Origin of the sequence: Acidovorax sp. LjRoot66 (assembly GCF_964253305.1) — a bacterium.
In the GTDB taxonomy this organism is placed as follows: domain Bacteria; phylum Pseudomonadota; class Gammaproteobacteria; order Burkholderiales; family Burkholderiaceae_C; genus Acidovorax.
In genome coordinates, this window is record NZ_CAXUQU020000001.1 from 3,410,431 (window position 1) to 3,436,405 (window position 25,975).

Annotated in this window: 29 protein-coding genes and 1 tRNA gene; 27 read left to right on the top strand and 3 right to left on the bottom strand. The window is 68.8% G+C overall.

From position 1 onward, the window contains the following. Positions 1-5 precede the first annotated feature (5 nt). From ACSQ3Y_RS16030 to ACSQ3Y_RS16150, 25 genes are all read left to right on the top strand, one after another. Positions 6-704 carry a phage adaptor protein gene (locus ACSQ3Y_RS16030; RefSeq protein WP_436178028.1) on the top strand — a complete coding sequence of 233 codons (699 nt, stop codon included), beginning with the start codon at positions 6-8 and terminating at the stop codon, positions 702-704. After that, entirely contained in the window at positions 701-2,749 is a 2,049-nt protein-coding gene (locus ACSQ3Y_RS16035) for a hypothetical protein (RefSeq protein WP_436178029.1), read from the top strand. Before ACSQ3Y_RS16030 ends, ACSQ3Y_RS16035 begins: the two co-directional genes overlap by 4 nt. A gap of 21 nt (positions 2,750-2,770) precedes the next feature. Beyond that, positions 2,771-3,214, top strand: a complete 444-nt coding sequence (locus ACSQ3Y_RS16040) for a hypothetical protein (protein WP_436178030.1) — start codon at positions 2,771-2,773, stop codon at positions 3,212-3,214. Positions 3,215-3,219: 5 nt separating this feature from the next. Further along, the gene (locus tag ACSQ3Y_RS16045) at positions 3,220-3,528 is read left to right on the top strand and encodes a hypothetical protein (RefSeq protein WP_057203445.1); all 309 of its coding nucleotides are present in this window, start codon (positions 3,220-3,222) and stop codon (positions 3,526-3,528) included. Positions 3,529-3,769: 241 nt separating this feature from the next. Next, positions 3,770-4,531: a beta-ketoacyl synthase chain length factor gene (locus tag ACSQ3Y_RS16050; protein ID WP_436178031.1), complete on the top strand. Its 762-nt coding sequence runs from the start codon at positions 3,770-3,772 to the stop codon at positions 4,529-4,531. Further along, a complete protein-coding gene (locus ACSQ3Y_RS16055; RefSeq protein WP_436178032.1) occupies positions 4,524-5,300 on the top strand; it encodes a lysophospholipid acyltransferase family protein in 777 nt (258 codons plus the stop codon). The genes ACSQ3Y_RS16050 and ACSQ3Y_RS16055 overlap by 8 nt, the downstream gene beginning before the upstream one ends. Beyond that, complete coding sequence (locus ACSQ3Y_RS16060; RefSeq protein WP_436178033.1) at positions 5,287-5,547, top strand: phosphopantetheine-binding protein; 261 nt, start codon at positions 5,287-5,289, stop codon at positions 5,545-5,547. The genes ACSQ3Y_RS16055 and ACSQ3Y_RS16060 overlap by 14 nt, the downstream gene beginning before the upstream one ends. 29 nt (positions 5,548-5,576) lie before the next feature. After that, positions 5,577-5,837, top strand: a complete 261-nt coding sequence (locus tag ACSQ3Y_RS16065; RefSeq protein WP_436178034.1) for an acyl carrier protein — start codon at positions 5,577-5,579, stop codon at positions 5,835-5,837. A gap of 23 nt (positions 5,838-5,860) precedes the next feature. Continuing rightward, positions 5,861-6,412: a hypothetical protein gene (locus ACSQ3Y_RS16070; protein ID WP_436178035.1), complete on the top strand. Its 552-nt coding sequence runs from the start codon at positions 5,861-5,863 to the stop codon at positions 6,410-6,412. 54 nt (positions 6,413-6,466) lie between these two features. Continuing rightward, positions 6,467-8,179, top strand: coding sequence for an AMP-binding protein (locus tag ACSQ3Y_RS16075; protein WP_436178036.1), 1,713 nt, complete (start codon positions 6,467-6,469; stop codon positions 8,177-8,179). After that, positions 8,176-8,952 (top strand): glycosyltransferase family 2 protein, encoded by a 777-nt coding sequence (locus ACSQ3Y_RS16080; RefSeq protein WP_436178037.1) that lies wholly within the window; start codon positions 8,176-8,178, stop codon positions 8,950-8,952. Before ACSQ3Y_RS16075 ends, ACSQ3Y_RS16080 begins: the two co-directional genes overlap by 4 nt. Then, positions 8,949-9,941 (top strand): LpxL/LpxP family acyltransferase, encoded by a 993-nt coding sequence (locus ACSQ3Y_RS16085; protein WP_436178038.1) that lies wholly within the window; start codon positions 8,949-8,951, stop codon positions 9,939-9,941. Before ACSQ3Y_RS16080 ends, ACSQ3Y_RS16085 begins: the two co-directional genes overlap by 4 nt. Positions 9,942-9,986: 45 nt before the next feature. Further along, positions 9,987-10,427, top strand: coding sequence for an acyl-CoA thioesterase (locus tag ACSQ3Y_RS16090; protein WP_436178039.1), 441 nt, complete (start codon positions 9,987-9,989; stop codon positions 10,425-10,427). After that, positions 10,424-11,083, top strand: a complete 660-nt coding sequence (locus tag ACSQ3Y_RS16095; RefSeq protein ID WP_436178040.1) for an outer membrane lipoprotein carrier protein LolA — start codon at positions 10,424-10,426, stop codon at positions 11,081-11,083. The genes ACSQ3Y_RS16090 and ACSQ3Y_RS16095 overlap by 4 nt, the downstream gene beginning before the upstream one ends. Next, a complete protein-coding gene (locus tag ACSQ3Y_RS16100) occupies positions 11,080-13,431 on the top strand; it encodes an MMPL family transporter (protein ID WP_436178041.1) in 2,352 nt (783 codons plus the stop codon). Before ACSQ3Y_RS16095 ends, ACSQ3Y_RS16100 begins: the two co-directional genes overlap by 4 nt. Further along, positions 13,431-14,708 (top strand): NAD(P)/FAD-dependent oxidoreductase, encoded by a 1,278-nt coding sequence (locus ACSQ3Y_RS16105; RefSeq protein WP_436178042.1) that lies wholly within the window; start codon positions 13,431-13,433, stop codon positions 14,706-14,708. Before ACSQ3Y_RS16100 ends, ACSQ3Y_RS16105 begins: the two co-directional genes overlap by 1 nt. Continuing rightward, complete coding sequence (locus ACSQ3Y_RS16110) at positions 14,705-15,289, top strand: DUF3261 domain-containing protein (protein ID WP_436178043.1); 585 nt, start codon at positions 14,705-14,707, stop codon at positions 15,287-15,289. Before ACSQ3Y_RS16105 ends, ACSQ3Y_RS16110 begins: the two co-directional genes overlap by 4 nt. Then, complete coding sequence (locus ACSQ3Y_RS16115; protein ID WP_436178044.1) at positions 15,286-16,485, top strand: beta-ketoacyl-ACP synthase; 1,200 nt, start codon at positions 15,286-15,288, stop codon at positions 16,483-16,485. The genes ACSQ3Y_RS16110 and ACSQ3Y_RS16115 overlap by 4 nt, the downstream gene beginning before the upstream one ends. An 18-nt stretch (positions 16,486-16,503) precedes the next feature. Continuing rightward, complete coding sequence (locus tag ACSQ3Y_RS16120) at positions 16,504-16,986, top strand: ApeP family dehydratase (protein ID WP_436178045.1); 483 nt, start codon at positions 16,504-16,506, stop codon at positions 16,984-16,986. 212 nt (positions 16,987-17,198) lie between these two features. Further along, positions 17,199-17,969 carry a 3-ketoacyl-ACP reductase FabG2 gene (locus ACSQ3Y_RS16125; protein ID WP_436178046.1) on the top strand — a complete coding sequence of 257 codons (771 nt, stop codon included), beginning with the start codon at positions 17,199-17,201 and terminating at the stop codon, positions 17,967-17,969. Further along, complete coding sequence (locus tag ACSQ3Y_RS16130) at positions 17,966-19,219, top strand: beta-ketoacyl-ACP synthase (RefSeq protein WP_057203365.1); 1,254 nt, start codon at positions 17,966-17,968, stop codon at positions 19,217-19,219. The genes ACSQ3Y_RS16125 and ACSQ3Y_RS16130 overlap by 4 nt, the downstream gene beginning before the upstream one ends. Before the next feature lie 3 nt (positions 19,220-19,222). Beyond that, on the top strand, positions 19,223-19,645 hold the full coding sequence (locus ACSQ3Y_RS16135; RefSeq protein WP_057203364.1) for a hypothetical protein: 423 nt from the start codon (positions 19,223-19,225) through the stop codon (positions 19,643-19,645). A gap of 88 nt (positions 19,646-19,733) precedes the next feature. Further along, on the top strand, positions 19,734-20,162 hold the full coding sequence (locus tag ACSQ3Y_RS16140; RefSeq protein ID WP_057203363.1) for a hypothetical protein: 429 nt from the start codon (positions 19,734-19,736) through the stop codon (positions 20,160-20,162). Between the two features lie 93 nt (positions 20,163-20,255). Further along, a complete protein-coding gene (locus tag ACSQ3Y_RS16145; protein ID WP_057268211.1) occupies positions 20,256-20,696 on the top strand; it encodes a hypothetical protein in 441 nt (146 codons plus the stop codon). After that, entirely contained in the window at positions 20,693-21,466 is a 774-nt protein-coding gene (locus ACSQ3Y_RS16150; RefSeq protein WP_436178047.1) for a 4'-phosphopantetheinyl transferase family protein, read from the top strand. Before ACSQ3Y_RS16145 ends, ACSQ3Y_RS16150 begins: the two co-directional genes overlap by 4 nt. A gap of 40 nt (positions 21,467-21,506) precedes the next feature. Here ACSQ3Y_RS16150 and ACSQ3Y_RS16155 read toward each other — a convergent pair. Beyond that, positions 21,507-21,583: transfer RNA gene (locus tag ACSQ3Y_RS16155), tRNA-Arg, on the bottom strand. A gap of 179 nt (positions 21,584-21,762) precedes the next feature. Between ACSQ3Y_RS16155 and ACSQ3Y_RS16160 the strand changes: the two genes are divergently transcribed. Continuing rightward, a complete protein-coding gene (locus ACSQ3Y_RS16160; RefSeq protein WP_436178048.1) occupies positions 21,763-22,227 on the top strand; it encodes a hypothetical protein in 465 nt (154 codons plus the stop codon). Positions 22,228-22,240: 13 nt separating this feature from the next. On the opposite strand, the gene ACSQ3Y_RS16165 is transcribed toward ACSQ3Y_RS16160, so the two are convergent. After that, on the bottom strand, positions 22,241-22,810 hold the full coding sequence (locus tag ACSQ3Y_RS16165; RefSeq protein WP_428001151.1) for a hypothetical protein: 570 nt from the start codon (positions 22,808-22,810) through the stop codon (positions 22,241-22,243). A 156-nt stretch (positions 22,811-22,966) separates the two neighbouring features. Between ACSQ3Y_RS16165 and ybaL the strand changes: the two genes are divergently transcribed. Continuing rightward, positions 22,967-24,706, top strand: a complete 1,740-nt coding sequence (gene ybaL, locus ACSQ3Y_RS16170) for a YbaL family putative K(+) efflux transporter (protein ID WP_057203358.1) — start codon at positions 22,967-22,969, stop codon at positions 24,704-24,706. Positions 24,707-24,992: 286 nt separating this feature from the next. On the opposite strand, the gene ACSQ3Y_RS16175 is transcribed toward ybaL, so the two are convergent. Continuing rightward, a complete protein-coding gene (locus ACSQ3Y_RS16175; RefSeq protein WP_082608171.1) occupies positions 24,993-25,937 on the bottom strand; it encodes a LysR family transcriptional regulator in 945 nt (314 codons plus the stop codon). Positions 25,938-25,975: the final 38 nt, after the last annotated feature.

The following is a 25,975-nucleotide window of genomic DNA, read 5'->3' on the forward strand; positions in this document are numbered from 1 at the left end:
GCACCATGAACTTTTTGCAACTGGCCCGGGCCGTCAAGCGCGAGAGCGGCTTGTCGGGTGGCCCGCCGGCATCGGCCACCACGGCCAGCGGCGACGATGCCCGCGTGTTCGAGTGGGTGAACTGGGCCTGGCGCGACATCGCGCTGGCGCACGAGTCCTGGCTGTTTCGCCGCGGCGAGGCGCTGGGCCAGGTGGCTGCCGGTGCCATGCTGATGGTGCCCGAAGCCGCTGCCCCGGGCTTTGCCCTGGCCGACTTTGCCGCCTGGAAGCCTGCAGCCGACGGCTACCGCCCCAGCGCCTGGCGCGTGGCCGACGGGCAGGTGAACGAGCATGCGCTGGCCTGGCTCGACTACGAGGCGTTCCGCCAGCGCTTTCTGGTGGGTGTGCATGCGCCGGGCGCGCTGCAGTGCTGGAGCATCGCGCCCGGCGGCGAGCTACTGGTGGGTCCCACGCCCGACGCGGCGCACATGGTGCGCGCGGCCTATGTGAAGGACGTGGTGGACATGGTGCTCGACGCCGACGAGCCGGCCCTGCCGGCGCGCTTTCACAACCTCATCGGCTGGCGCGCGCTGCGCGAGTACGGCGGCTTCGACGCGGCCAGCGAGGTCTACCAGCGTGCCGAGCAGAACTACAGCATGGGCTTCTCGGCGCTGGCGCAGTCGCAGCTGCCCAGGCCCGGCTTCGGTGCGAGGCCCTTGGCATGACCGGCGAGATGCGCATGCCTGCGCTCAAGACCCAGTACTTCCCACTCGCGGGCGGGCTCGATGCCGAGTCGGCCCAGCTCACCCTGCGCCCCGGCATGGTGACGGGGGCGATCAACTACGAAAGCTCGGCCCTGGAGGGCTATGAGCGCATCGGCGGCTACGAACGCTTTGACGGCCGGCCCCGGCCCAGCGATGCGGCCTTCAAGTGCCTGCGCGCCGCCACCGCCTTCACGGGCGTGGCCGTGGGGCAGACGGTGGCGGGTGCCACCTCGGGTGCCACGGCCCTGGTGCTGGCGCTGCGCAATGCGGCGCAGATGGTGGTGACAAAGCTCACGGGCGCATTCGCCGTGGGCGAGGTGCTCACGGTGGCAGGCAGCGCTGTGGGTGTGTTCGACGGCGATGCCTCGGACATCGACGGCTTTGACGACAACGCCTTTGCGGCGCTGGCGGCCGACCACTACCGCGCGGCCATTGGCGCCGTGCCGGGGGCGGGGCCGCTGCGGGGCATTGCCGTATTGAATGGCACGGTCTACGCCTGGCGCGACAACGTGGCCGCCACGGCCTGCAGCATCTACAAAAGCTCGGCCACCGGCTGGATGCCGGTGTTCCATCACCACGAGCTAGCCTTCACCGGCGGCAGCGGGGCAGAGCCGGCCGTGGGCGCCAACATCACCAAGGGGGCCGTGTCCGCGATGGTCAAGCGCGTGGTGGTCGAGTCGGGCACCTGGGCAGCCGGCACGGCCAAGGGGCGCTTCATCGTCACGGCGCCTTCGGGCGGGCCGTTCACCGCGGGCGCCTTCACGGCCGGCGTGGCCGCCACCGCCAGCGGCGCCGAGACGGCCATCACCCAGTTGCCTGGCGGCCGGCTCGATGCCGTGGTCTACAACTTCAACGGCCGCGCCGGGCAGCAGCGCATCTACGGCGCCGATGGCGTGAACCGGGGCTTCGAGTTCGACGGCGAGGTGCTGGTGCCCCTGGCCACCGGCATGGGGGTGGACAAGCCGGTGCACTGCGTGGCGCACAAGAACCATTTGTTCTTCAGCTTCGAGGGCTCGGTGCAGCACAGTGCCGTGGGCGACCCCTGCCGCTGGTCCGCCGTGGTGGGCGCCGCCGAGATCGCGGCCGGCGACGTGGTCACGGGCTTCCAGGTGTTGCCGTCGGACGCCGAGGGCGGCGCACTCATGGTGTTTGCCGCCGAGCGCACCTGGGTGCTGTACGGCAGCAGCAGCGCCGACTGGCGCTTCGTGAACTTTGCCGACGACGTGGGCGCCCAGCGCGGCAGCGTGCAGAACCTGGGCCGTGTGCTGGTGTTCGACACGCTGGGCGTGGCCGTGGTCAGCGCCACGCAGGCCTTCGGCAACTTCGAGCGGCTGCCGCTGTCCTCGCGCATCCAGCGGCTGCTCAAGGCGCGGCAGGTCACGGCCTCGGTGGTCAACCGGGCCGACAAGCGCATGCGCCTGTTCTTCGCTACGGGCGAGAGCCTGAGCGTGACGCCCATCCCCACGGCCGACGGCGGCAGCGCGCTGGCCTTCATGCCCATCGACTATGGCCGCACGGTGCGCTGCACCTGCGATGCGGTGGTCGGCGGCGAGCCGCGCAACTTCTTCGGCAGCGACGACGGCTTTGTCTACGAGGCCGACCGGGGCCGCAGCTTCGACGGCGCGCAGATCCAGGCCTACCTGCGCCTGGCCTTCAACCACACCAAGAGCCCGATGGAGAAAAAACGCTTTCGCCGCGTGGACCTGGAGAGCAAGAACCGCAGCGCCTGCCGCCTGCTGGTGCAGGGCGAGTACAGCCTGGGCAAGCCCGAGGTGGGCCTGACCGACGTGGTCAACGTGCTGCAGAACGCCGGCGGCGCCTATTACAGCGTGAGCAACTACGGCCAGAGCTACTACAGCGTGCCGGCCAACGTGCTCTCCAAGGTGCGGCTGGACGGCGTGGGCACCGACCTCAGCCTGAACATCGTGAGCACCGCGCGCGACGAGCTGCCGCACACGCTGCAGAGCGTGTCGGTGGTGTACACGCCGCGGCGCCTGGACCGATAGCCAACCAAAGGAACCACACCCATGGCCAACTCCTTTTACCACCGCGTCTTCAACCCGCTGCCCGGCCAGCGCGTGGACGAGCAGGTCCTCAAGGACGAGTTCCAGCGCGTCGAACTGGGCTTCGACGGCGTGGCCGGCCAAACCGGCCAGCTCGCCACCGGCCTGGCCACCAAGGCCAACCTGGCCGGCGGCAATGCGCTGGCGGGAGACCAGTCCGTCACGGGCAACGTCACGGTGACTGGCACCGTCACCGCCGCCACGCCTGTGCCGCCGGGCGACAACAGCCAGGCCCTGGCCAGTACGAACTGGGTGCAGGCCTGGGTCAGCGCCCAGGCGGGCGGGGCCATCGGCCTGCCCGTGTCGCCGGTGCAGGCCCGGCCGCTGGCGCTGTTCGTGGTTGCCGGCGTGCACCAGTGGGCGCCGGTGCAGTCGCGCAGCAAGGTTTTCTTTCTTTCAGGAGCGTGATCGACATGGCCAACGGACGTCTTTTTGCACTGGACCTGGCTGCGGCCACGGCCACCACCCTCTACCAGCCAGCCACGCTGACCGGCACGCTCACGCTGTCGCTGGTCAACCGCAACACCTGGGCCGTGCTGGCCCGGGTGGCGCTGGCCGCCGCAGCCACACCCACCGATGCGGAGTGGATCGAATACGACGTGTACCTGCCGCCCTCGGGCGTGCTCGAGCGCACGGCCATCGTGGTCGGGCCGGGCCAGTACCTGGTGGCCCGGGCCAGCGCGGCCGGGGTGTCGGCGGTGGGGTTCGGGTTCGAGGAGTAAGACACAGTGGGGGCAGGGTAGGGGTGGGGGTGGCGCCCTGTCGCCTGTATGCAACGAAGCGGATCCCACCCGAACGGGTGGGTACTAACCCCTAAACCGTTGCGCCAGCACGCGCAACCCGCACTGGGGTGGGTATTTGTGCTCTTTTGTAACGGTAAAACTGTCGCCCCAAAGGGCCTTTCTGAGATAATCGAACCGTGTGCGCCGTGCACACGCTAACCAATGAAATCAGGAGAGGGCCGTGCGCGCTGCGTTCGCCGTTCGGGCGTGGGCTGCGATAGCACCGGGCCTGCAAAGTCAGGAGCAATGGCTGCAATGGGCCAAGGCCCCGGTGTGCCCCGTGGGGGACACGGCGGTCGAGCTGCCCCACGTGCCCGCCATGTCGCGCCGCCGCCTGGGCCACCTGGCGAAGATGGCCGTTGCCGTAGCCGACACCGTGCTGCCGCCCGCAGACGGCGCCGACATCCCCGTGGTCTGGGCCTCGCGCTATGGCGATGCCGACAAGGCGCTGGCGCTGCTGCGCACCCAGGCCCTGGATGAACCCCTGTCGCCCACCGCCTTCGGCCTGTCGGTGCACAACGCCGTAGGGGCCCAGCATTCCATTTTGCGCGGCATGCGCGCCAACGCGGTCTGCGTTGCCTCCTCGCACTGCGCGCCCGAGGCCGGTGTGGTCGAAGCCCTGGGCCTGCTCAGCGATGCACCTCCGGGTGCGGCCGGGGTGCTGCTGGTCTGCTACGACGAGGTGCTGCCGCCCGACTACGCGGCCTTCCACGATGAGCCCGCAGCCGAATACGCCTGGGCCGCGTTGCTGGCGCCCCTGCAGGCGGGCGAAGCAGGTTTCGTGCTGCAGGCGCTCGACGACGACGCGCCGCAGGGCGAAGGCCAGGCGGGCGCCTTGCCGCACGGGCTCGATGCGCTGCATTTTCTGCTGCAGGGCGAGCGGCAAAGCCTGGTGCGTGGCCATGCCTCGGGCCGATGGATGTGGGAGCGCGTGCATGCTTGAAGTGATCAACCGCGCCTGGCGCATCGTGGCCACAGGGTTCTGCTTTTCCGTGTTCGGCCTGGGCGGCATCGTGCTGGGTATCGTGGTGTGCCCCGTGGCCATGCTCTTTGTGCGCGGTGCCGCGCGCCAGCAGCAGCTGTCGCAGACCATCATCCACTACTGCTTTCGCGGCTTCGTGGGGCTGATGGACTGGGTGGGTGTGATCTCCTATGAGGTGCATGGCGCCGAGCGCCTGAATCGCCGGGGCCTGTTGATCCTGGCCAACCACCCCTCGCTGATCGACGTGGTGTTCCTGATCTCCTTCGTGCGCCATGCGGACTGCATCGTCAAGGCGGCGCTGGCGAGCAACCCCTTCACGCGCGGCCCCATCCGGGCGGCGGGCTTCATCACCAACGGCGATGGCGCGGGGCTGCTGGAAGACTGCGTGCGCTCGCTCAAGGACGGCAACAACCTCATCATCTTTCCCGAAGGCACGCGCACGCCGCTGCAGGGCGCCAATCGGCTGCAGCGCGGTGCCGCCCATGTGGCGGTGCGCGGGCGCATCGACATCACGCCCGTGCACATCCACAGCAGCCTGCCCATGCTGACCAAGGGCACGCCGTGGTGGAAGGTGCCCGTGCGCAAGCCGCACTTCACCATCCAGGTGCAGCCCGACATCGCGGTGCAAGAATTCTGTGACTCGGCTGCCAGCGAAACGCTGGCCGCGCGCCATGTGACCGAGCACCTGTCCGTACAACTATTCAGGGGACCTGCCCGTGCTTCAACTTGAGCAAGAAATCAAAGAAATCATCATCTCCAGCCTGGCGCTCGAAGACATCGCGCCCGAGGACATCGACCCCGCAGAGCCGCTGTTCGTCGAAGGCCTGGGCCTGGATTCGATCGACGCGCTGGAGCTCGGCCTGGCCCTGCAAAAGCGCTATGGCCTGAGCATGTCGGCCGACTCGGAGCAGACGCGCAAGCACTTTGGCAGCGTGCAGGCGCTGGCCGCCTTCGTGGCCGCCAACCGCACGCACTGAACCGGGCGGCATTCACGGAAAAATCCAACATGAACAAAGAAGCCATCTACGAACGCATCGCCGCCATCCTGCGCGAGACGTTTGAAATCGACGCCGCCCGCATCACCCCCGAGGCCCGCCTGTACGATGACCTGGACATTGACAGCATCGACGCTGTGGACCTGATCGTGCAGCTCAAGCCCTGGGTGGGCAAGCGCCTGAACGCCGACGCCTTCAAGTCGGTGCGCACCGTGCAGGACGTGGTCGACGCGCTGCACCGGCTGGTGAACGACGCCGCCCCCGCTTCCTGAGACGGTTCGGCAACCTGCCCGCCATGCACAAGATCGTGACCGCCGTGCTGGTGGTGCTGACGGTGCTGTACCCGCTGGGCGTGTACCTGGCCATGGGCCACGTGGCGCCGCAGTGGCTGGCCGTGCTGCTCGTGGCGCTGGCCGTGCTGCGCGCCCTGGTCACGCGCCAGCGCTTCTGGTGGGCCGTGGCCTCGGGCGCGGCGGTGCTGGCGCTGGCCGCCTGGTGGCAGGGCGATGCGCTGGCCGTCAAGCTCTACCCGGTGCTGGTCAACGCCGTGCTGCTGGTGGTGTTTCTGGTCAGCCTGCGCCACCCGCCCACGGTGGTCGAGCGCCTGGCCCGGCTGACCGAGCCCGACCTGCCCGCAGCCGGGGTACGCTACACCCGCAAGGTGACGGCCGTGTGGTGCGTGTTCTTTGTGGCCAACGGCGCGGCGGCGGCCTACACCGCCGCCTTCAGCAGCGATGCCACCTGGGCGCTGTACAACGGGCTCATCGCCTATGTGCTGATGGGCTGCCTGATGGGCACCGAGTGGTGTGTGCGCCAGTGGGTCAAGCGCCGCGGCGCGCTGGCCTGATTTTGAATTTCCCGTCCCTGTCCAACAACTCCAAGAATCCAGGAATCGAGCAAAGTGAAAGCATTTACAGCGCTGTCTGAAGTGGCCCTGCCGCAGGCACGTGCCGCCGTGCATGCGGTGGCGGCTATCGGCGGTCGTACGGTGCAGCACGCCGACTGGGTGCTGTCCGTGCAGGCCTGGTGCGCCGCCTTCCAGCAGGTGCAGGGCACCGAAGTGGGCCTGTATTTCGACGACCCACTGGCCTTTGCCGCTGCCCTCTGGGGCGCCTGGCATGCGGGCAAGACGCCGGTGCTGGCCAGCGACCTGCAGCCGCACACGCTGGCGCACCTGCTGCCCCAGGTGCAGGCCACCGCAGGCCTGCTGCCCGGTGCCTTGCAGCCCGACGAAGCCGGGGCCCCGGCCGTGGTGCTGCAGCCCCTGTCCCTGTGCGATGCGCGGGTGGTGCTGTTCACCTCGGGCTCCACAGGCGTGCCCGAGCGCATCGTCAAGCAGCTGTCGCAGCTCGATGCCGAGGTGCACGCGCTGCAGGCGGTGTTCGGCCCCATGGCGCAAGCGCCCGGCCTGCGCACGCTGGCCACCGTGTCGCACCAGCACATCTACGGCCTGCTGTTCCGCGTGCTGTGGCCTCTGGCGGCTGGCCGGCACCTGGGCACCGGGTTCCTGCGCTACCCCGAAGAGCTGGTGGCGCAGCTGTCGCAGCCCGGGCCTGCGGTGTTGATCTCCAGCCCCGCCATGCTCAGCCGCCTGCCGGATGCGCTCGACTGGGCGGCCGCATCCCAGGGCCTGCGCGGCATCTTTTCATCGGGCGGCCCCCTGCCGCCCGAGGCCTCGGCGCATTGCCTGGCATTGCTCGGCCATTCGCCCACCGAAGTCTTCGGCAGCTCCGAAACCGGCGGCATCGCCTGGCGGCGCAGGGCAGAGCAGGGCGATGCCTGGCAGCCCCTGCCGGGCGTGCAGGTGCGCCTGGCCGACAGCGGCTGCCTCTCGGTGCGCTCGGGTCACCTGCCCGATGCCGATGCCTGGTGGGAGACCGCCGACCGCGCGCTGCCGCAGGACGGCGGCGCCGGCTTCGTGCTGCAGGGCCGGGCAGACCGCATCGTGAAAATCGCCGAAAAGCGCATCTCGCTGACCGCCATGGAAAACGCGCTGCTCGCCAGCGACTGGGTGGCCGCGGCCCGGGCCGTGGTGCTCGAAGCGCCGCCCGCTGCCGACCGCGTGGGCATGGTGCTGGCGCTCAGCGACGCCGGCTGGCTGGCGCTGCAGCAGCAGGGCCGCCGCGCTCTGGGCGCTGCGCTGCGCGCGCTGCTCGAGCCTTGCGTGGACCGCGTGGCCCTGCCGCGCAGCTGGCGCTACGTGCTGCGCATGCCGCAGAACGCGCAGGGCAAGACCACGCAGCACGACCTGCTGGCGCTGTTTCGCCCGCTCATGCCGCAGCCGCTGTGGACCGAACGCGGCGACCTGCGGGCCACGGCCACGCTGCAGGTCGACCCCGGGCTGCGCGTGCTCGACGGGCATTTCCCCGGCGCGCCCATCGTGCCTGGCGTGGCGCAGCTGCACTGGGTGGCGACCCTGGGCACGCAGGCCTTCGGCATCCCGGCGGCCTTCATGCGGGCCGAGGTGGTCAAGTTCCAGCAGCCCATCCTGCCCGGCACCAGCGTGCAGGTGCAGCTGCAATGGGTGCCCGACAAGGGCCAGCTGCAGTTTTCGCTGACCTCCCACCGGGGCCCGCACGCCAGTGGCCGCCTGGTGCAGGGAGGTGCTGCATGACGCACGCCGCATTCAACCCCGTGGCCATCATTCCCGTCTACAACCACCCCACCACCATCGCCCGCATGGTGCAGGGCGTGCTCGGTGCGGGCCTGCACTGCATCCTGGTCGACGACGGCTCCGAGCCCGGCTGCGCCGCCGTGCTCGACGCGCTGGCCGTGCAGCACGGCGCACAGGTCACCTTGCTGCGCCTGCCACAGAACCAGGGCAAGGGCGGCGCCGTGATGACCGGCATGCGCCATGCGCTGGCGGCGGGCCACAGCCATGCGCTGCAGATCGACGCCGACGGCCAGCACGCCGTGGCCGACATCCCCGCCTTCATCGCGCTGGCCCGCGCGCAGCCCGGCACCATGGTCTGCGGCGCGCCGCGCTACGACGCCAGCGTGCCCAAGGCGCGCCTGTACGGCCGCTATGCCACGCATGTGTGGGTGTGGATCAACACCTTGTCGCTGGACATCGAGGATTCGATGTGCGGCTTTCGCGTCTACCCGCTGCGCGAGGCCATCGGCGTGATGGACGGCGCGCGCATCGGCAAACACATGGAGTTCGACACCGAGATCCTCGTGCGCATGCACTGGAAGGGCGTGCCCTTCGTCACCCAGCGCACGGCCGTGACCTACCCGGAGGACGGGCTCTCGCACTTTCGCGTGTGGCGCGACAACGTGCTCATCTCGGGCATGCACACGCGGCTGTTCGGCGGCATGCTGCTGCGCAGCCCCCTGCTGCTGGCGCGCAAGCTCGTGGGGCGGCGCCGTACCGGGCACGCGGCATGACGGCACCGGCGCCCGACGCCAAAACTGCTGCCGCAGCGGCCGAAGCGCCGCACTGGGCGCAGATGGGCGAGAACACCTTCGTCGCCGGCATGTGGCTGCTGTACCAGGTGCACCGGTTCCTCGGGCGCTGGCCGTTTCTGCTGTGCCTGTACCCCATCGTCGCCTACTACTGGCTGGCCAGCCCGGTGGCGCGCCGCTCATCGCTGCAGTACCTGCAGCGCATGCAGGCGGCCCACAGCCTGTGGCCCCACATGCCGGGCTGGCGCCAGAGCCAGCGGCACTTTCGCATGTTTGCAGAGGTGATTCTCGACAAGCTGCTGGCCCTCACCGGGCGCTACCGCTTCGACCGCGTGGCCTTCACCGGGCGCGAGCAGTTCAGTGCGCTGCTCCAGCAGCAGGGCCGGGGCGCCGTGGTGGTCACCGCGCACATGGGCTGCATCGAGCTGTGCCGGGCCATTGCCGAGCGGCACTCGGGCTTGCGCTTGAGCATTCTGGTGCACACGGCCCATGCGGAGCGCTTCAACCGCGTGCTGCAGCGCCTGGCGCCCGACAGCGGCGTGCAGCTGCTGCAGGTGACCGAGTTCAACGCCGCCACGGCCATGATGCTCGGCGAGCGCGTGGCCCGCGGCGAGCTCATTGCCATTGCCGGCGACCGCGTGCCCGTGCGCGAGGGCCGCGTCACGCATGCCACCTTCCTCGGGCACCAGGCGCCGTTTCCCTGCGGTCCCTATGTGCTGGCCTCGGTGCTCGAATGCCCGCTGTACTTCATGGGCTGCGTGCACGATGGCGCAGGCTACGCGGTCGAATTCGTGCCGCTGGCCGAGCGCGTGCTGCTGCCGCGTGCCCGGCGCGAGCAGGCGTTGGCCGAGTATGCGGGCCTGTTCGCCCAGCAGCTCGAACGCATGCTGCGCAAGGCGCCCTACGACTGGTTCAATTTTTTCCCCTTCTGGGATCAGGCCGCGCCCGCGCGCCCGGTCCCCGCTGCATGATTGCCTGCATGACCCCATTTTTCACGCCCGCCCGGAGGCTGACGCATGTCCACTGAGAAAGAGCTGGCCTCACGCGAGCGGCTCAGCCATGAGATCGAGATCACCCCCGCGTTCTACGACATCGACGTGATGGAGATCGTCTACCACGGCCACTACGTGCGCTTTCTCGAACTGGCGCGCAGCGCGCTGCTGGCCCAATTCGACTACGACTACCCGCGCATGCGCGAATCGGGTTACGGCTGGCCCGTGGTGGACATGCGCCTCAAGTACGTGCGCCCGGCCACCTTTGGCCAGGTGCTCAAGGTGCGCGCCACCATCACCGAATGGGAAAACCGCCTGCGCATCGACTACCTGATCAGCGACGCCGCCACGGGCCAGAAGGTCAACAGCGCCCACACCATCCAGGTGGCGGTGGACATGCAGACCCGTGCCATGTGTTTCGTCTGCCCGCCGGTGCTGTGGCAGCGGCTGGGGGTGGCGCCATGAGCGCCATCGCCTGGACAAAAAGAACCGTGCTGGGGGCCGCACTGTGCGCCCTGGCGCTGTCGTCGCTGGCCCAGACGGCACCACCGGCGCCGGCGACGCCTGCTGCGCAGGACCTGCTGGCCCAGGTGCGCCAGCGCGTGCACGACGCACCCGTGGTGCGCGGCGGCTTTGAGCAGCTCAAAACCGTCAAGGGCTTCAAGCAGCCGCTGCGCTCCAGTGGCGACTTCGTCGTGGCGCGCGGCAAGGGCATCGTCTGGCATGTGCTCAAGCCCTTCGAGTCGACCCTGGTGGTGCGGCCCGACAGCCTGCAGTCGCGCGGCAGCGACGGCAAGCTCACCACGCAGATGCGCGCGCAGGACGAGCCCGTGCTGCGCACCGTCAACGCCATGCTGTTCGCCGTCATGTCGGCCAACCTGACTGAGCTTGCCCAGCACTTCGAGGTGACGGGGCAGGTGGCCGCCAAGGGCTGGTCGCTGCACCTGGTGCCGCGCGACCCCACGCTGGCCCAGTGGCTTGCCGCCGTGGAGCTGCAGGGCAACCAGTTCGTGCAGGAGGTCAAGCTGCAGGAGGCACGCGGTGACAGCAGCCTGATCCGCATCCTCACGCCCGTGGCCGAGAACGCGCTGCGCCCGCAGGACGCGGCGCAGTTCGAATGACGGCGCACACCCCGGCGGCGGACGCCCCCCCCGGCTGGCTCTGGCGCACGGCCGCGCTGGCCTGGCTGCTGGTGCTCATCGCCGTGGGCGTGCACCAGTGGCAGTTCTGGAAGCACGACGGCATCGACACCGACGTGATGGCCTTGCTGCCCGTGAACGAGCAGGCACCCGATATGGCCCTCGCCACCGAGCAACTGGTGGGCCAGATGTCGCGCCAGGTGGTGGTGCTGCTGGGGGCGGGCGAGTGGGCCGATTCGCGCGCCGCGGTGCAGGTGTTGCGCCAGTCCCTGGCCACCGGGGCCGGTGCGCGCCTGCGCGAGGACCCCATCGCGCAAAAGACCTCCATGGAGGCCGCGCTCGGCTTCTACCAGCCCTGGCGCGAGCGCCTGCTCACGCCCGCGCAGCGCGCCATGCTGGCCGGCACGCCCGATGCCGCGCTGGTGCAAAAGGCGCTGCAGGACCTGTACCAGCCCGCCGTGCAGGCCCGTCTGTCCGACTGGGTGAGCGACCCCCTGGGCCTGTGGACCCAGTGGTGGGCCGCGCGCGGCGCGCAAAGCCAGGCCCGCCCGCGCGATGGTGAGCTGTGGGTGGCGGCCGACGGCCAGCAATGGGCCGTGCTGCAGTTCACGCTGGAGGGCTCGGCCTTTCGCCTGTCCGGCGAGCCCCTGCTCGATGGCGCCCTGCAAACTGCGCTGGCCCAGGTGCGCGCGAAGTGGCCGGATGCCCGCATGCTCACCGCCGGCGTGCCCCTGCATGCCGAGGCGGCCGCGGTGCAGGCCAATTGGGAGATCAACACCATCGGCTGGGGCTCGCTGGCCGGCGTGCTGCTGCTGGCCTGGCTGGCGTTTCGCTCGTTGCGGCCGGTGGCGCTGGTGGGCGTGTCGCTGCTGGTGGGCTGCGCGGTGGCGCTGTCGGTCACGGCGCTGTTCTTCGGGCAGGTGCACCTCTTGACCCTGGTGTTCGGCGCCAGCCTGGTGGGCGTGGCGGAAGACTATGGCATCCACTACTTCGCCAGCCGCCAGGGCGCGCCCGGGCGCAGCCCGCATGGGCTGATGCGCGGCCTGATGCCGGCGCTGTGGCTGGCCCTGGGCACCAGCGCCATCGCCTACCTGGCGCTGGGCGCGGCGGCCTTCCCGGGCCTGCGGCAGATGGCGGTGTTCTCGGTGGTGGGGCTCACGGCGGCCATGCTCACCGTGGTCTGCTGGTTCCCCTGGCTTGACCGCGGCACCATGCCGCACAGCCCGGTGGCCCAGCGCATTGGCCAGACGCTGATGGCCTGGCCGCGCTGGCGCCATGCGCTGCCCGGCTCGGTGGCGGTGTGCGTGGCCATGGCGCTGCTCCTGTGGCTGCTGGGCGGCCTGCGTGCGCAGGACGACGTGCGCCAGCTGCAGAACGCATCCACCCCGCTCGTGGCCCAGCAGCGCCAGGTGGGCGAGATCCTGGGCCTGCCCAGCCCCGCGCAGTTCTACCTGGTGCAGGGCAACTCGCCCGAGCAGGTGCTGCAGCGCGAAGAAGAACTCAAGGACCGGCTCGACGCGCTGGTGGCGCGCCAACTGCTGGTGGGCTACAGCGGCGTGTCCGACTGGGTGCCCTCGGCCCGGCGCCAGGACAGCGATGGAGAGCTGGTGGCCCGCGCACAAGAGGCCGTGTTCAAGGGCGTGAACGCCGAGCTCGGCGAAAGCTTTGCCCGGCCCGCCATGCCGCCGCCCGCGCCCATCACCGTGCAGGCCTGGCTGGCGCAACCCATCTCGGCCGCCGCGCGGCCGCTGTGGCTGGGCGAGCGCGACGGCAGCTACCGCAGCCTGCTGATGCTGCGCGGCGTGAGGGACCTCGCATCGCTGCCCGCGCTGGCCGGCGCTGCCGAGGGCCTCGAAGGCGTGGCCTGGGTCGACAAGCCGGCCGAGATATCCGCCCTGCTGCAGCGCTACCGCATCTCCATGACCGAGCTGCTGCTGCTGGGCCATGTGCTGGTGCTGGCCGCCCTGTGGCTGCGCTTTGGCCGCAAGGCCTGGCGCGCCTGGATGCCCACCGTGCTGGCCAGCCTGGTGGTGGTGGGCGTGCTCACCGCCTTTGGCGCGCCCTGGCAGCTGTTCAACGTGCTGGCGCTGATGCTGCTGCTGGGCGTGGGCATCGACTACGGTATCTTCCTGCAAGAGCACGAGGACGACCCCCATGCTTGGCTGGCGGTGGTCATCGGCGCGGGCAGCACCTGGCTGTCGTTCGGGCTGCTGGGCCTGTCGGCCACGCCGGCACTCAAGGCCTTTGGCCTCACCCTCATGCTGGGCCTGCCGCTGGTGCTGGTGCTGGCACCGCTGTTTCGCAGTGCCACGGACAACAAGGAACATTGATGCAACAACGCCGACTGGAACAGACCGAGGTGCTGATCGTGGGCGCGGGCCCCTCGGGCGCCGTGGCTGCCGGCCTGCTGCGCAAGCAGGGCCGCCAGGTGCTGGTGCTCGAAAAGGAGACGTTTCCGCGCTTTTCCATCGGCGAGAGCCTGCTGCCGCAAAGCATGGCCTATATCGAAGAGGCCGGCATGCTGCAGGACGTGGTGGAGGCGGGCTTCCAGTACAAGAACGGCGCGGCCTTCGCCAAGGGCGACCTGCGCACCGACTTCGATTTTCGCGACAAGTTCTCGCCCGGCTGGGGCACCACCTACCAGGTGCAGCGCGGCGACTTCGACAAGGTGCTGGCCGATGCCGCCGCCAAGGCCGGTGCCGAGGTGCGCTACCGCCACACGGTGACCGCCGTGGACGTGTCGGGCGAGCAGCCCGAGGTGTCGGTCACCTCGCCCGAGGGCGAGGAGTACACGGTGCAGGCGCGATTCCTTCTGGACGCGAGCGGCTTCGCGCGCATCCTGCCGCGCCTGCTGCAGCTGGAGCGACCGTCGGACTTCCCCGTGCGCGGGGCGCTGTTCACCCACATCGAAGACGGCATCGCCCATGGCGACATGGACCGCAGCAAGATTTTGATCACGGTGCACCCGGTGCACCACGAGGTCTGGTTCTGGACCATCCCGTTTTCCGGCGGTCGCTGCTCGCAGGGCGTGGTGGCCACACCCGAGTTCCTGGCGCGGTATGAGGGCAGCGAGGTCGAGCGCCTGCGCGCCATCATTGCCGAGACGCCGAGCCTGGCCCACGTGCTGCGCAACGCCGTGTGGGACACGCCGGGCCGCTCCATCACCGGCTATGCAGCCAACGTCACCGCGCTGTGGGGCAAGGGCTTTGCGCTGCTGGGCAACGCGGGCGAGTTTCTGGACCCGGTGTTCTCCAGCGGCGTGACCATCGCCGTCACCTCGGCCAGCCTGGCCGCGCGCTGCATCGCGCGTGCCTGGCGCGGCGAGGCGGTGGACTGGCAGCAGGACTATGCCGTGCCGCTGCAGGCAGGGGTGAACACCTTTCGCGCCTTCGTGCAGGGCTGGTACGACGGGGGCTTTCAGGACGTGATCTTCCACGAGCAGCACAGCAACCCCGAGATCCGGCGCATGATTTCCTCCATCCTCGCCGGCTACGCCTGGGACGCAAAGAACCCCTATGTCGCCGAGCCGCAGCGCCGTCTGCAGGTGCTGGGCGAGGTGTGCCGGCAGCAGCGGCAGGCGCCAGGCCAGGGGGCTGTGCCTGCATGAACCCCGTGCGAATTCCTGGGGGTCTGGCCGCCGCAGTGTGTGCCCTGCTGCTCGCAGGCTGTGCATCGCCGGGCGCCCCTGATGCCGCGCGCAGCCCTTTGCTGGCCCTGGCACCCGCAGCCCTGCGCTGCGAGGTCGCCGTGCAGCAGCGCCTCACCGTGGAGGTGCCCGGCCGGCCCGCGCAGCAGCTCGAAGCCCTGCTCGAAGTGGATGCCGAGGCCGTGCGCCTGGCCTTCTTCGTGATGGGGCAGGGCATGGGTACCCTGGTGTGGGACGGCTGGCAGTGGGACAAGCAGCTCTCGCGCCACTGGCCCGCGCAGCTCGCGCCCGAGCAGGTGCTCAGCGACCTGCAGCTGGCCTTCTGGCCCGCACGCGCCGTGCAGCGCGCCGTGCAGCCGCCCTGGAGCGTGGAGGCAGGCCCCACTGGGCGCCGCCTGCTGCGCGACGGCCGCGAGCAGGTGCGCGTGCAGTTCATCGGCAACTCTGCCGTCGAGATCATCTACCCCGGCGGGCCCTTCACCTTGCGCGTCGAGTCGCCCGGGGGCTCCCAACTGTGCGCCCCGGCGCAGGAGCCTTCGTGACCACCCGCCCGCATGTCTATTTGAACGCCGCGTCGGCGTACAGCGCGCTGGGCCTCAGCGCGCAAGCGATGCGCGCCAACCTCTTGTCCGCCACCGACCCGCAGACCCTGCAGCGAACCGACCGCTACTCCCCCGGCCGCACCCTGCCGCTGGGTTGCCTGCCCGAGGGCGCGGTGCTGCCTGACCTGGCCTTTGCGCCGCCGCACCAGCGCTCGCGCAACAATGCGCTGGCCTGGGGCGCCCTGCAGGCGCTGCAGGGCCCGGTGCAGCAGGCCATTGCCCGCTGTGGCCCTACGCGCGTGGCCCTGGTGGTGGGCACCAGCACGGCGGGCATCGAAGAGGGCGAGGCGGCCGCCCGCCATCTGGCGCGCGAAGGGTGCTTTCCCCCCGGCTTCGAGTACCCCGTGCAGGAGATGGGCAACGTGGCCGCATTCCTGGCCCAGCACCTGGGCATCCGCGGGCCTGCGCACACCATCTCCACCGCCTGCTCCTCGGGCGCCAAGGCCCTGGCCTCGGCCGCGCGGCTGCTGCAGTCCGGCATGGCCGATGCGGTGGTGGCCGGAGCCGTCGATGCGCTGGGCCGCTTCACCGTGGGCGGCTTCAGCGCGCTGGAGGCGGTGTCTGCCGAGCGCTGCAACCCCCTGTCGGCCAACCGCCGGGGCATCAACCTGGGCGAGGCGGCGGCCTTCTTCGTGCTGAGCCGCGACGCGGGCCCCGTGCGCCTGGCCGGCTGGGGCGAGTCGCAGGACGCGCACCACATGTCCGCCCCCGACCCCACCGGCCAGGGCGCCGTGGCGGCCATGCAGCAGGCGCTGGCGCGCGCGGGCATGCAGCCGGCCGCCGTGGACTATGTCAACCTGCACGGCACGGCCACGCCGCACAACGACGCCATGGAGAGCCGGGCGGTGCAGGCCGTTCTGGGCCTGGATGTCGCGGTAAGCTCCACCAAGCCGCTCACCGGCCATGCCCTGGCCGCCGCCGGCGCGCTGGAGGCCGCCGTGGCCTGGCATGTGCTGCAGCACAATCCGCAGGGCGTATTGCCCGTGCACTGGTGGGATGGCGTGGCCGACCCCACCATGCCGGCCCTGGCCGCCGTGGCGCCGTGCATGCAACTGGGGCGCGCGGCGCGCGTGGTGATGAGCAACTCCTTTGCCTTTGGCGGCAGCAACAGCACCTTGCTGTTCGAGGCCGCTTGATAGAGTGATGACAAGCCGATGAGCAGTGAACTTCTACCCATAGAGAACTACGTGCCCCACCGCAGCGCCATGCTGCTGCTGGACCGCCTGCTGGCCGCCGACGACGAGAGCGCCATCGCCGAGGTCACGGTGCCGCGCGACGGGCTTTTCATGCACGACGCCGGCATGCCCTCGTGGGTGGGCATCGAGTACATGGCGCAGACAGTGGCAGCCTGGGCCGGCTGGCGTGCGCTGCAAACGGGCAGGGCGGTGCAGATCGGTTTTCTGCTCGGCTCGCGCCGGTACGAGACGGCGCAGCCCTTCTTTGCACCCGGTACCCGCCTCACTATCAGCGTGCGCTGCGAGTTGCTGGGCGACAACGGCCTGAGCATGTTCGACTGCCGGATCGAAGCCGATGGCGCGAAAGAGTTGGCAACTGCGCGCATTTCCGTCTTTGAGCCGGTGGATGGGAACGCCTATATTCCACCATCGCCCGCCACGGGCCAGTGTTCCGTCCCGTAAACAGATGCCAAAAATAAAGCCGATGGATTTCGTGCCAGGGCAAGGCGCAAACCGCAGCGATAGCCGTAGCTATCGCGAGGATTTGCAACGCGGCCCTGGTGTGAAAGACGCGGCTTTATTGGAATTTATTTGCGGGACGGGACACTGGTGACCGGGCCGCCAGACCCCAGGCAAGCCCACCCCACACAGACAACAGGCCATCGATACCGAGAATGAACGAGCTGACGAAGACAACCCCACCACCAACGCCCACTGCTGCCACCACCGTGCTGGTGACGGGCTCCAGCCGGGGCATAGGCCGGGCCATCGCCCTGCGCCTGGCGCGTGACGGCCATGACATCGTGGTGCACTGCAGGAGCGGCCTGGACCAGGCACACAGCGCCGTGGCCGAGATACAGGCCCTGGGCCGCAGTGCGCGCGTGCTGCAGTTCGACGTGGCTGACCGCGCCGCCTGCGCCGCAGTGCTCGAGGCCGACATCGAAGCCCACGGCGCCTACTACGGCGTGGTCTGCAATGCCGGCATCGCCATGGACAACGCCTTCCCCGCCATGACCGGCGAGGAGTGGGACCGCGTGGTGCACACCAACCTCGACGCCTTCTACAACGTGCTGCACCCGCTGGTGATGCCCATGGTGCGCCGGCGCAAGCCCGGGCGCATCGTCACGCTGGCATCGGTCTCGGCGCTCATGGGCAACCGGGGCCAGGCCAATTACAGCGCGGCCAAGGCCGGCGTGATCGCCGCCACCAAGTCGCTGGCCATCGAGCTGGCCAAGCGCGACATCACCGTCAACTGCGTGGCCCCGGGCCTGATCGACACCGAAATGGTCAGCGAAGAGGTGCTGGAGCACGCGCTGGCGATGATTCCCATGCGCCGCATGGGCACGGTGGACGAGGTGGCCGGCGTGGTCGCCTTCCTGCTGGGCCCCGAGGCCTCGTACATCACGCGCCAGGTGATCTCGGTCAATGGGGGGATGGTCGGATGAGCACTTCAACAACAACAGGCAAGAAGCGCGTGGTCGTCACCGGCATCGGCGCCCTGAGCCCGCTGGGCAACGACTGGGCCACGGTGCGCAGCCAACTGCTCAGTGGCCGCAACGTGATCCGCGTGATGCACGAGTGGGAAGGCTACGAGGGCCTGAGCACCCAGTTGGGCTGCACCGTGGCGCCCTTCGAGCTGCCCGCGCACTACAACCGCAAGACCATGCGCAGCATGGGCCGCGTGGCGCTGATGGCCACCCGCGCCACCGAGATCGCGCTGGAGAACGCAGGCCTGCTGGGCGACCCCTTCGTCAAGAGCGGGCACATGGGCGTCTCGTATGGCTCGTCGGCCGGCACGCCGGCCGCCATCGGCGACTTCGGCCGCATGATGGCCGAGAAGAGCACCGAAGGCATCAACGCCAACACCTACATCAAGATGATGTCGCACACGGCCGCGGTGAACATGGGCGTGTTCTTTGGCGCCACAGGCCGCGTCATCCCCACGTCCAGCGCCTGCACCTCGGGCAGCCAGGGCCTGGGCTATGCCTACGAGGCCATCCAGAGCGGCAAGCAACTGGCCATGCTGGCCGGTGGCGCCGAAGAGCTCGACGCCACCCAGGCTGCAGTGTTCGACACCCTGTTCGCCACCAGCACCAAGAACGGCACGCCCGAGCTCACGCCCCGGCCGTTTGACGCCCACCGCGACGGCCTGGTGCTGGGCGAGGGCGCCTGCACCTTCGTGCTCGAAGAGCTTGCGCACGCCCAGGCGCGCGGCGCGCAGATTCTGGGCGAGATCATCGGCTTTGCCACCAACTCCGACGGCACCCACGTCACGCACCCCAACCCGGTCACCATGGCCCAGGCCATGCGCATGGCACTGGCCGATGCCGGCCTGGCGCCCGAGGCCATTGGCTACATCAATGCCCACGGCACGGCCACCGACCAGGGCGACATCGCCGAGAGCAATGCCACGCACGCGGTGTTCGGCAACACCGTGCCGGTGAGCACCCTCAAGGGCTACATGGGCCACACCCTGGGCGCCTGCGGCGCACTGGAGGCCTGGATGACGCTGGAGATGATGCGCGAAGGCTGGTTCGCCCAGAACGCCAACCTCACCGAGCCTGACCCGCGCTGCGGCGCGGTGGACTTCATCATGGGCCAGGCGCGCCAGCGGCAGACCGACGTGGTGATGAGCAACAATTTCGCATTCGGCGGCATCAACACATCCTTGATTTTCAAACGTTGGAGGGAGTAAGTAATGGGAACTGAGAAATCCTTCGCCCGGGGCAGCGCCCTGGCCATCGGCGCCGTGCTGGCGCTGGCCTTGCACAGCGGCGGTGTGCATGCGCGCGCCGAGGCACTTGTCGATGCACCGCAGGTCGTCTTCACCAGCGCCTACGTGCCCACCCCGGCGCAGGTGCGCGACCGCATCATCCTGGCCGGCCAGTCGCTGGGCTGGGCGGTGACCCGCGAAACCCCGGGCACGGTGGAGCTGCAGTACGACAAGAACGGCAAGCACATGGCAGCCATCGTGGTGCGCTACGACCACACAGGCTACAAGATCGACTACCTGAACAGCTACAACCTCAACTACGCAGATGCGGGTGAGGGCCGCCGCATCCACCCCAACTACAACCGCTGGATCCGCAACCTCATGCAGCGCATCAGCGGCGGTGTCTGAAGCCCGGCGCGCAGCGCCGGCGCAAGCAAACAAACAAACCATTCGCAACCGCCCCTCCCACGCGGAGAGGCACCACAGGAGAATCCGCATGAAGCAATGGATCGTGGCACTGGCCGCGCTGTCGGCCCTGGGCGCGGTACACGCCCGCAATACCGTTCTGACACTGCCCCTGGACGAGGTGGTGCGCATGGGCGTGGAGCAGGGCAAGCTCGACGGCAGCGTCAAGTTCTACCTCTCGGGCGCCAAAACGCCCCGGGTCAGTGCCCGCCTGGGTGAGGACATCGCCAACAAGAAGACCAACGGCGTGGGCAAGGACGATGCCTATGGCTGCAAGTGGGCCGCCCTGTCGGCGCTGATCGCCTTCCAGGAATCGGCCAAGCAAAAGGGCGCCAACGCCGTGGTCGACCTGCACAGCTACTACAAGCGCGCCACCGTCAAGGACCCGGTCACCTACCAGTGCCATGCCGGCGCGGTCGTGATCGGCGTGACGCTCAAGGGCACCTTCGCCAAGGTGTGAAGCCACCCGCCGGGTGGCCTTGCCGCCCGGGCCCGCGCGCGCCCCGGCCATCCATCCATCAAAACAAAGAGATCGAAAAGAGGGAAGCAAAGCATGACCATCAAGAAAACGATCCTTGCACTGGCCCTACTGGCTGGCGCAAGCATGGCCGCCCACGCAGAAAAGGTACTGCTGCTGCCCCTGGAAGAGGCCGTGCAACTGGGCCTGGAGCTCAAGAAGCTCGACGGCAGCGTCAAGTTCTACCTGTCGGGTGCGCCCACGCCCGAGGGCGGCACCGCCATCGGTGAAGAAACCGCCAACCGCAAGACATCCTCCGGCGGCCGGACCAAGGAAGAGGCCTGCCACTGGGTGGCCCTGTCCACGCTGATCTCGCTCGAAGAATTCGCCAAGAAGCGCGGCGCCAACGCCGTGGTGGACCTGCACAGCACCTTCAAGGGCAAGGTCTACAAGGACCCGGTCAACTACGAATGCCACGCGGGCAGCATGCTCACGGGCGTGACCTTCAAGGGCACCTACGTCCGTTTCGGGCAGTGACGACTACCACCCCGGCGCTGCAACTGCTGCTCGCCGCACAGGCCCCTTTGGCGGCCCGCGCGCAGCAGCAAAACGCACCGGAGTGGCTGACGGAGAGTGAAACGGCCCGGCTGGCCGGCATGCAACACCCGGCCCGGCGCCAGGAGTTCATCGCCTGCCGTTACGCCCTGCGCCACCAGCTGGCCATGGCCCGCGGCACCACCCCCGACCACTGGCGGCTGGACGCGCCCGAGGGCAGGGCGCCGCACCTGAACGCGCAGCACCATGGCGATGAAGCAGCAGCCGCCACCCACTTGTCCCTGTCGCACAGCGGCGCCTGGCTTGCCTGCGCGGCGGCCCCGCACCCGGTGGGTATCGACCTGGAGGTGAAAGACCTGCACGCCAGCCGGCGCGATGTGCTCGCCCTGGCCGGCATGGCCTGCACGCCAGGGGAGTTGGCGCAGCTGCAGGCGCTGGACGATGGCCCTGCACGCCAGCGCCACTTCCTGCAGATCTGGAGCCTCAAGGAGGCCTATTTCAAATGCACGGGGACGGGCGTGGATTTCGCGGCGATCCGGCGCATCGAGAGCCAGCCTGCGGGCCTGCCAATCCAGGGCCAGGTTCTGGCGCATGCCAGGGCATGGCACGGCGCCACGGCGGGCGGCCATGCGGTGCTGTTGTCGGTGTGCGCGCTGGGGGCCGGGGGCTTGTCGCCGTGTTCGCTGGCCGTTGATGCGGACGTCGCATGGCAGGACGAAGGCGACTGGCGCCTGGTGGCGTTGCCGGGCTGACGGCTGCGCGCGCGGCGCCAGTATGGGCGTATGAGGAATGTGGCCTGCCCGGAGGGACTCGAACCCCCGACCTATAGCTTAGAAGGCTATTGCTCTATCCAGTTGAGCTACGGGCAGACAGCGCCAACCTTGCGTTTGGCGCTACTATTTTGATGGCGTCCGCGGGGCGATCCGCGAATCCAAGCTGTGCAGGTACCGAATGATACCCGTTCGGGCACTCTGGATCGGCCAAACGGCAGGCCGGGCTGCTCTGCCCAATCCGCAAGAGCATTGAATGATTGATTGAAGGAGGGTGCATGCAAGGATCGGAAGACAGCTGGGCTGCGGCCATGAAAGAGGCGGAGTCTCCCGCAGACCGGGATCCGGCGCTGTGGGCCAAGTGCTTTGCCGAAACCGAAGGCGACGAGCAGCGCGCCAAGGCGGCCTATATGCGGGCCAAGGTGGCGGGCAGCACGCCGCCATCCGCTGCGGCGGCTGCAGAAGAGCCGCCAGCCGCCAAGCCCCGCAAGAAGCGGCTGTTGCCCTGGTGGGGCTGGGTCCTGCTCGCCCCGGTGATCGCCATCGGGGGCCTCATGCTGATCGGGGCCCTGATGCCGAACAACCCGGACCGCGATGCGCGCTGGCGGGCGCAAGACGCCATCAAACTGTGTTGGAGCGAGCAGGGCCGCAAATCCCTGGACGCGTCGACGGCGCGGTTCGTTGCGGGCGCCTGCGAAAAGATGGAGCGCGACTACGAAGCCCGTTGGGGGCGCAAGCCCTAACCGATCCGCCGCGCTACCATCCGCCCCGCACACTCAGGCAGCTCACCTCGTTCTTGGTGTGCAGCAGCTTGCTCGGCGGTACCACCACCACTGCCTGGGCGTTCTTGCGCAGGGGCTTTCTGAGCAGAACATGCACGGTATTGGGGGGCTTCGCCTTTTGGGAGCAGCTGTCGACCCAGAAGTCCAGCACCAGGCCCGTGATCGTGCGGCCGGTGCCGTTCTCGATGTGGACGAAGGTGGTGTCGTCCTCGTACTGCCACCAGGTCTGCGAGTCGTTCACATCGCCCACGTCGAAGACCTTGCGCTCGGTGGTGGGGACGATGCGAGCGCGGATTTCAGCGAGCTTGCCCTCGTTCACCTGGTCCTGCAGTTCCTCCACGCGATCATGGTAGCTCTGGGTGAGCTTGGGCGCAGCCTTGGCTGCCGGTGCCGCCGCCTGCTGGGCCCAGGACGGTGCGGGCGATGCCAGCACCAGCGCCAGCGCGAGACCGGCCATGGCCAGGAATCCATGAGGGTGGCGGGAGAGGGGGCCTGCGGCATGCCCGGCGGGGAAGGGCAGGGGGGTGGTGGTGAGTGGGAGCATGGGGTGAATTTCAGGGCGCAGCATTGCCCTTGATTTTTGCACCGCGCGTGCTTGCGGTTATAAGATTGCTGACCGCTTGTGTGAACTAAGGCACGCTATTTGCCTGCGTGTTCCAGGCAAGCACCCGCCCAGTTTTTTCCACCGCCTTTCACCACCATGCCCCACAGCGTCAACCTCATCCACACCATCGCAGCCGCGCTCGGGCTGGCGCTGGCGCTGGGGTTTGTCGCCACGCGGCTGCGCCTGCCGGCGCTGGTGGGCTACCTGCTGGCCGGGGTGGTGATCGGGCCGTTCACGCCGGGCTTCGTGGCCGATGCGGCCATGGCCAGCCAACTGGCCGAGATCGGCGTGATGCTGCTGATGTTCGGCGTGGGGCTGCACTTTTCTCTCGGTGACCTGCTGGCGGTGCGCAAGATCGCCGTGCCGGGGGCCGTGGTGCAGATCATGGTGGCCACGCTCATGGGCATGGGCCTGGCTTACTGGTGGGGCTGGGGCCTGGGCGGGGCGCTGGTGTTCGGCCTGTCGCTATCGGTGGCCAGCACAGTGGTGCTGCTGCGCGCGCTCGAAACCCTGGGCATCCTCGAGACGTACACCGGCCGCATCGCGGTCGGCTGGCTGGTGGTCGAAGACCTGGTCATGGTGCTGGTGCTCGTGCTGCTGCCGCCGCTGGCCGGCGTGCTGGGCGGCAACGGGGCCAGTGCAGATGCCTCGGACCTGGCCAAGACCCTGGGGCTCACCCTGCTGCAGGTGGGCGGCTTCGTGGTGCTGATGCTGGTGGTGGGGCGCCGCGTGTTTCCCTGGGTGCTGTGGCAAGTGGCCCGCACCGGCTCGCGCGAGCTGTTCACGCTGTGCGTGGTGGCCGCGGCCGTGGGCATCGCCTTCGGCTCGGCCGCGCTGTTCGGCGTGTCGTTCGCGCTGGGGGCCTTCTTCGCGGGCATGGTGATGCGCGAGTCGGAGTTCAGCCACCGCGCCGCGCAGGAATCCTTGCCCCTGCGCGACGCCTTTGCCGTGCTGTTCTTCGTCTCCGTGGGCATGCTCTTCAACCCCGCCGTGCTGTGGGACCGCCCCCTGCAGGTGCTGGCCGTGGTGGCCATCATCATGGTCGGCAAGACCCTCGCGGCCGCAGCCCTGGTGCTGTCGTTCCGCTACCCGCTCAACACCGCGCTCACCGTCTCGGCCAGCCTGGCGCAGATAGGGGAGTTCTCGTTCATCCTGGTGGGCCTGGGCGCGTCGCTGGGCCTGCTGCCGGCCGAGGGCACGAGCCTGGTGCTGGCCGGCGCGCTGATCTCCATGGCGCTCAACCCCATGCTGTTCCACGCCATCGCACCGCTGCAGGGCTGGCTGCGCACGCGCTCGGCCCTGGCGCGCCGGCTCGAAGAGCGCGACGACCCCCTGGCCGAGCTGCCCATGACCACGCACGCCAAGTTCCTCGCGCACCAGGTGGTGCTGGTGGGCTACGGCAAGGTCGGCCGCCGCCTGGCCGCCGCATTGGCCGCCAACGACGTGCCCTTCGTGGTCGCCGAGCAAAACCGCGAGCTGGTCGAAGCCCTGCGCGCCAAGGGCATCGCCGCTGTGTTCGGCGACGCGGTGGAGCCCGCCGTGCTCATCCAGGCCCACATCGCCCGCGCCGCCATGCTGGTCATCGCCACGCCCGACACCTTGAAGGTGCGCCAGATGATCGCCACCGCCAAGCTGCTCAACCCCATGATCGAAACCGTGATCCGCAGCCACAGCGAGCAAGAGGCGCGCCTGCTGGAGGAAGAGAACGGCAGCACCGTCTTCCTCGCGGAAGAGGCCCTGGCCCAGGCCATGGTGCGGCATGTGATCGACCGCGCGAACGACATGGCGCGGCATGGGACGGCGACGACGCCGGCGCGCTTGCATGGGTCGGGGTGAGGGGCTGTTCTGGTGCTGTTGCGCGATCCAGTGATGGATGGCAGGTTTCGGCCAGGAGCTGTCGTTCGATAGTTCACCCCCTCTTGAGGGGATACCTCAACCATTGCCCGCACCGAGATCATGCGCTGTGGGCCGCCAGACGTCGATCTTTGAGCACGTCGGAACATCGAGCGTCTTACGCGTGTTTTCAGCGTGACCGTTGGCACCGAGAATGAAAGCGCTGAAACCCATTGCTGGCCCTGACCCAGACAAGTTGCGTCACCCGGTCAATGCAACAGCGACGCGCTCAGCCCCGGAAAGACAAGCCTGCACTGTCAAGGACAGCTTGGCGCAGCCATACATGAGGCGGATCGCGTTCCAGACGGCGTGGCCAGATCATGGACACGGACGATCCGCGCACGCGCAGTGGCACTTCACCCAACTCCATTGACAGCAGGTTCGAGGCAGCGCGCGCCACCGGGCTGGGCAACGTGGCCAGCAGTGGGCTGTTGGCGGTGATAAAAACAGCTGCCGCAAAATCGGGCACCGTGACTTGTACCCGGCGCGTTGCCCGTCCCCGCTTGCGCAACGCTTCATCCACCTGATTGCCAAAGGCGCGTTCGATGTGAACTGCCACATGCGCCATTTGCAGGTACTCCTTCAAAGTGGTCGGCAGCGGTTCGCCTTTTCGCCGCACGCACATCCAGGAGTCCTCGATAAAAGGGGTACTCGCACACCACCCAGGACAGAACTCTTGTGGACCGAACATGATTTCGGCCTCGCCACTGGCAAGCAGGTTCTCGGGATTGCCCGTAACAGGGAGCAGAGAAATATGCACATGGGGTGCATGGTCGTGCAGCCAGCTGACGATGGAGCCCATCAGCGCAACCGCTGCGTAGTCCGAACTCACAATGCGGAAATGCGCCTTGTCCCGCAACGGATCGAACGCACGCGGTGGGTTGAACAACTGCTGAACTTCGCTCAAACTCAATTTCAACGGCCCACGCAACGCGATGGCACGCGGGGTGGGCGCGAGTCCTCGCCCATGGGGAACAAACAGCGGGTCATCAAAGCACTCCCGCAGCCGCCCCAACATCCTGCTCACCGCTGGTTGGGACCGATGGAGCCGTCCTGCGGCTGCGCTTACAGAACCGGTATCCAAAAGCGCATCCAGTGCAATCAGCAGATCCAGGTCCAGTCCTGACAGTTTCATATTCTGAATGGGTTCATCTGAAATATGCAATAGACGCATTGATTCTAGATCTTGATGATTGAGCCATCAAGCACTGA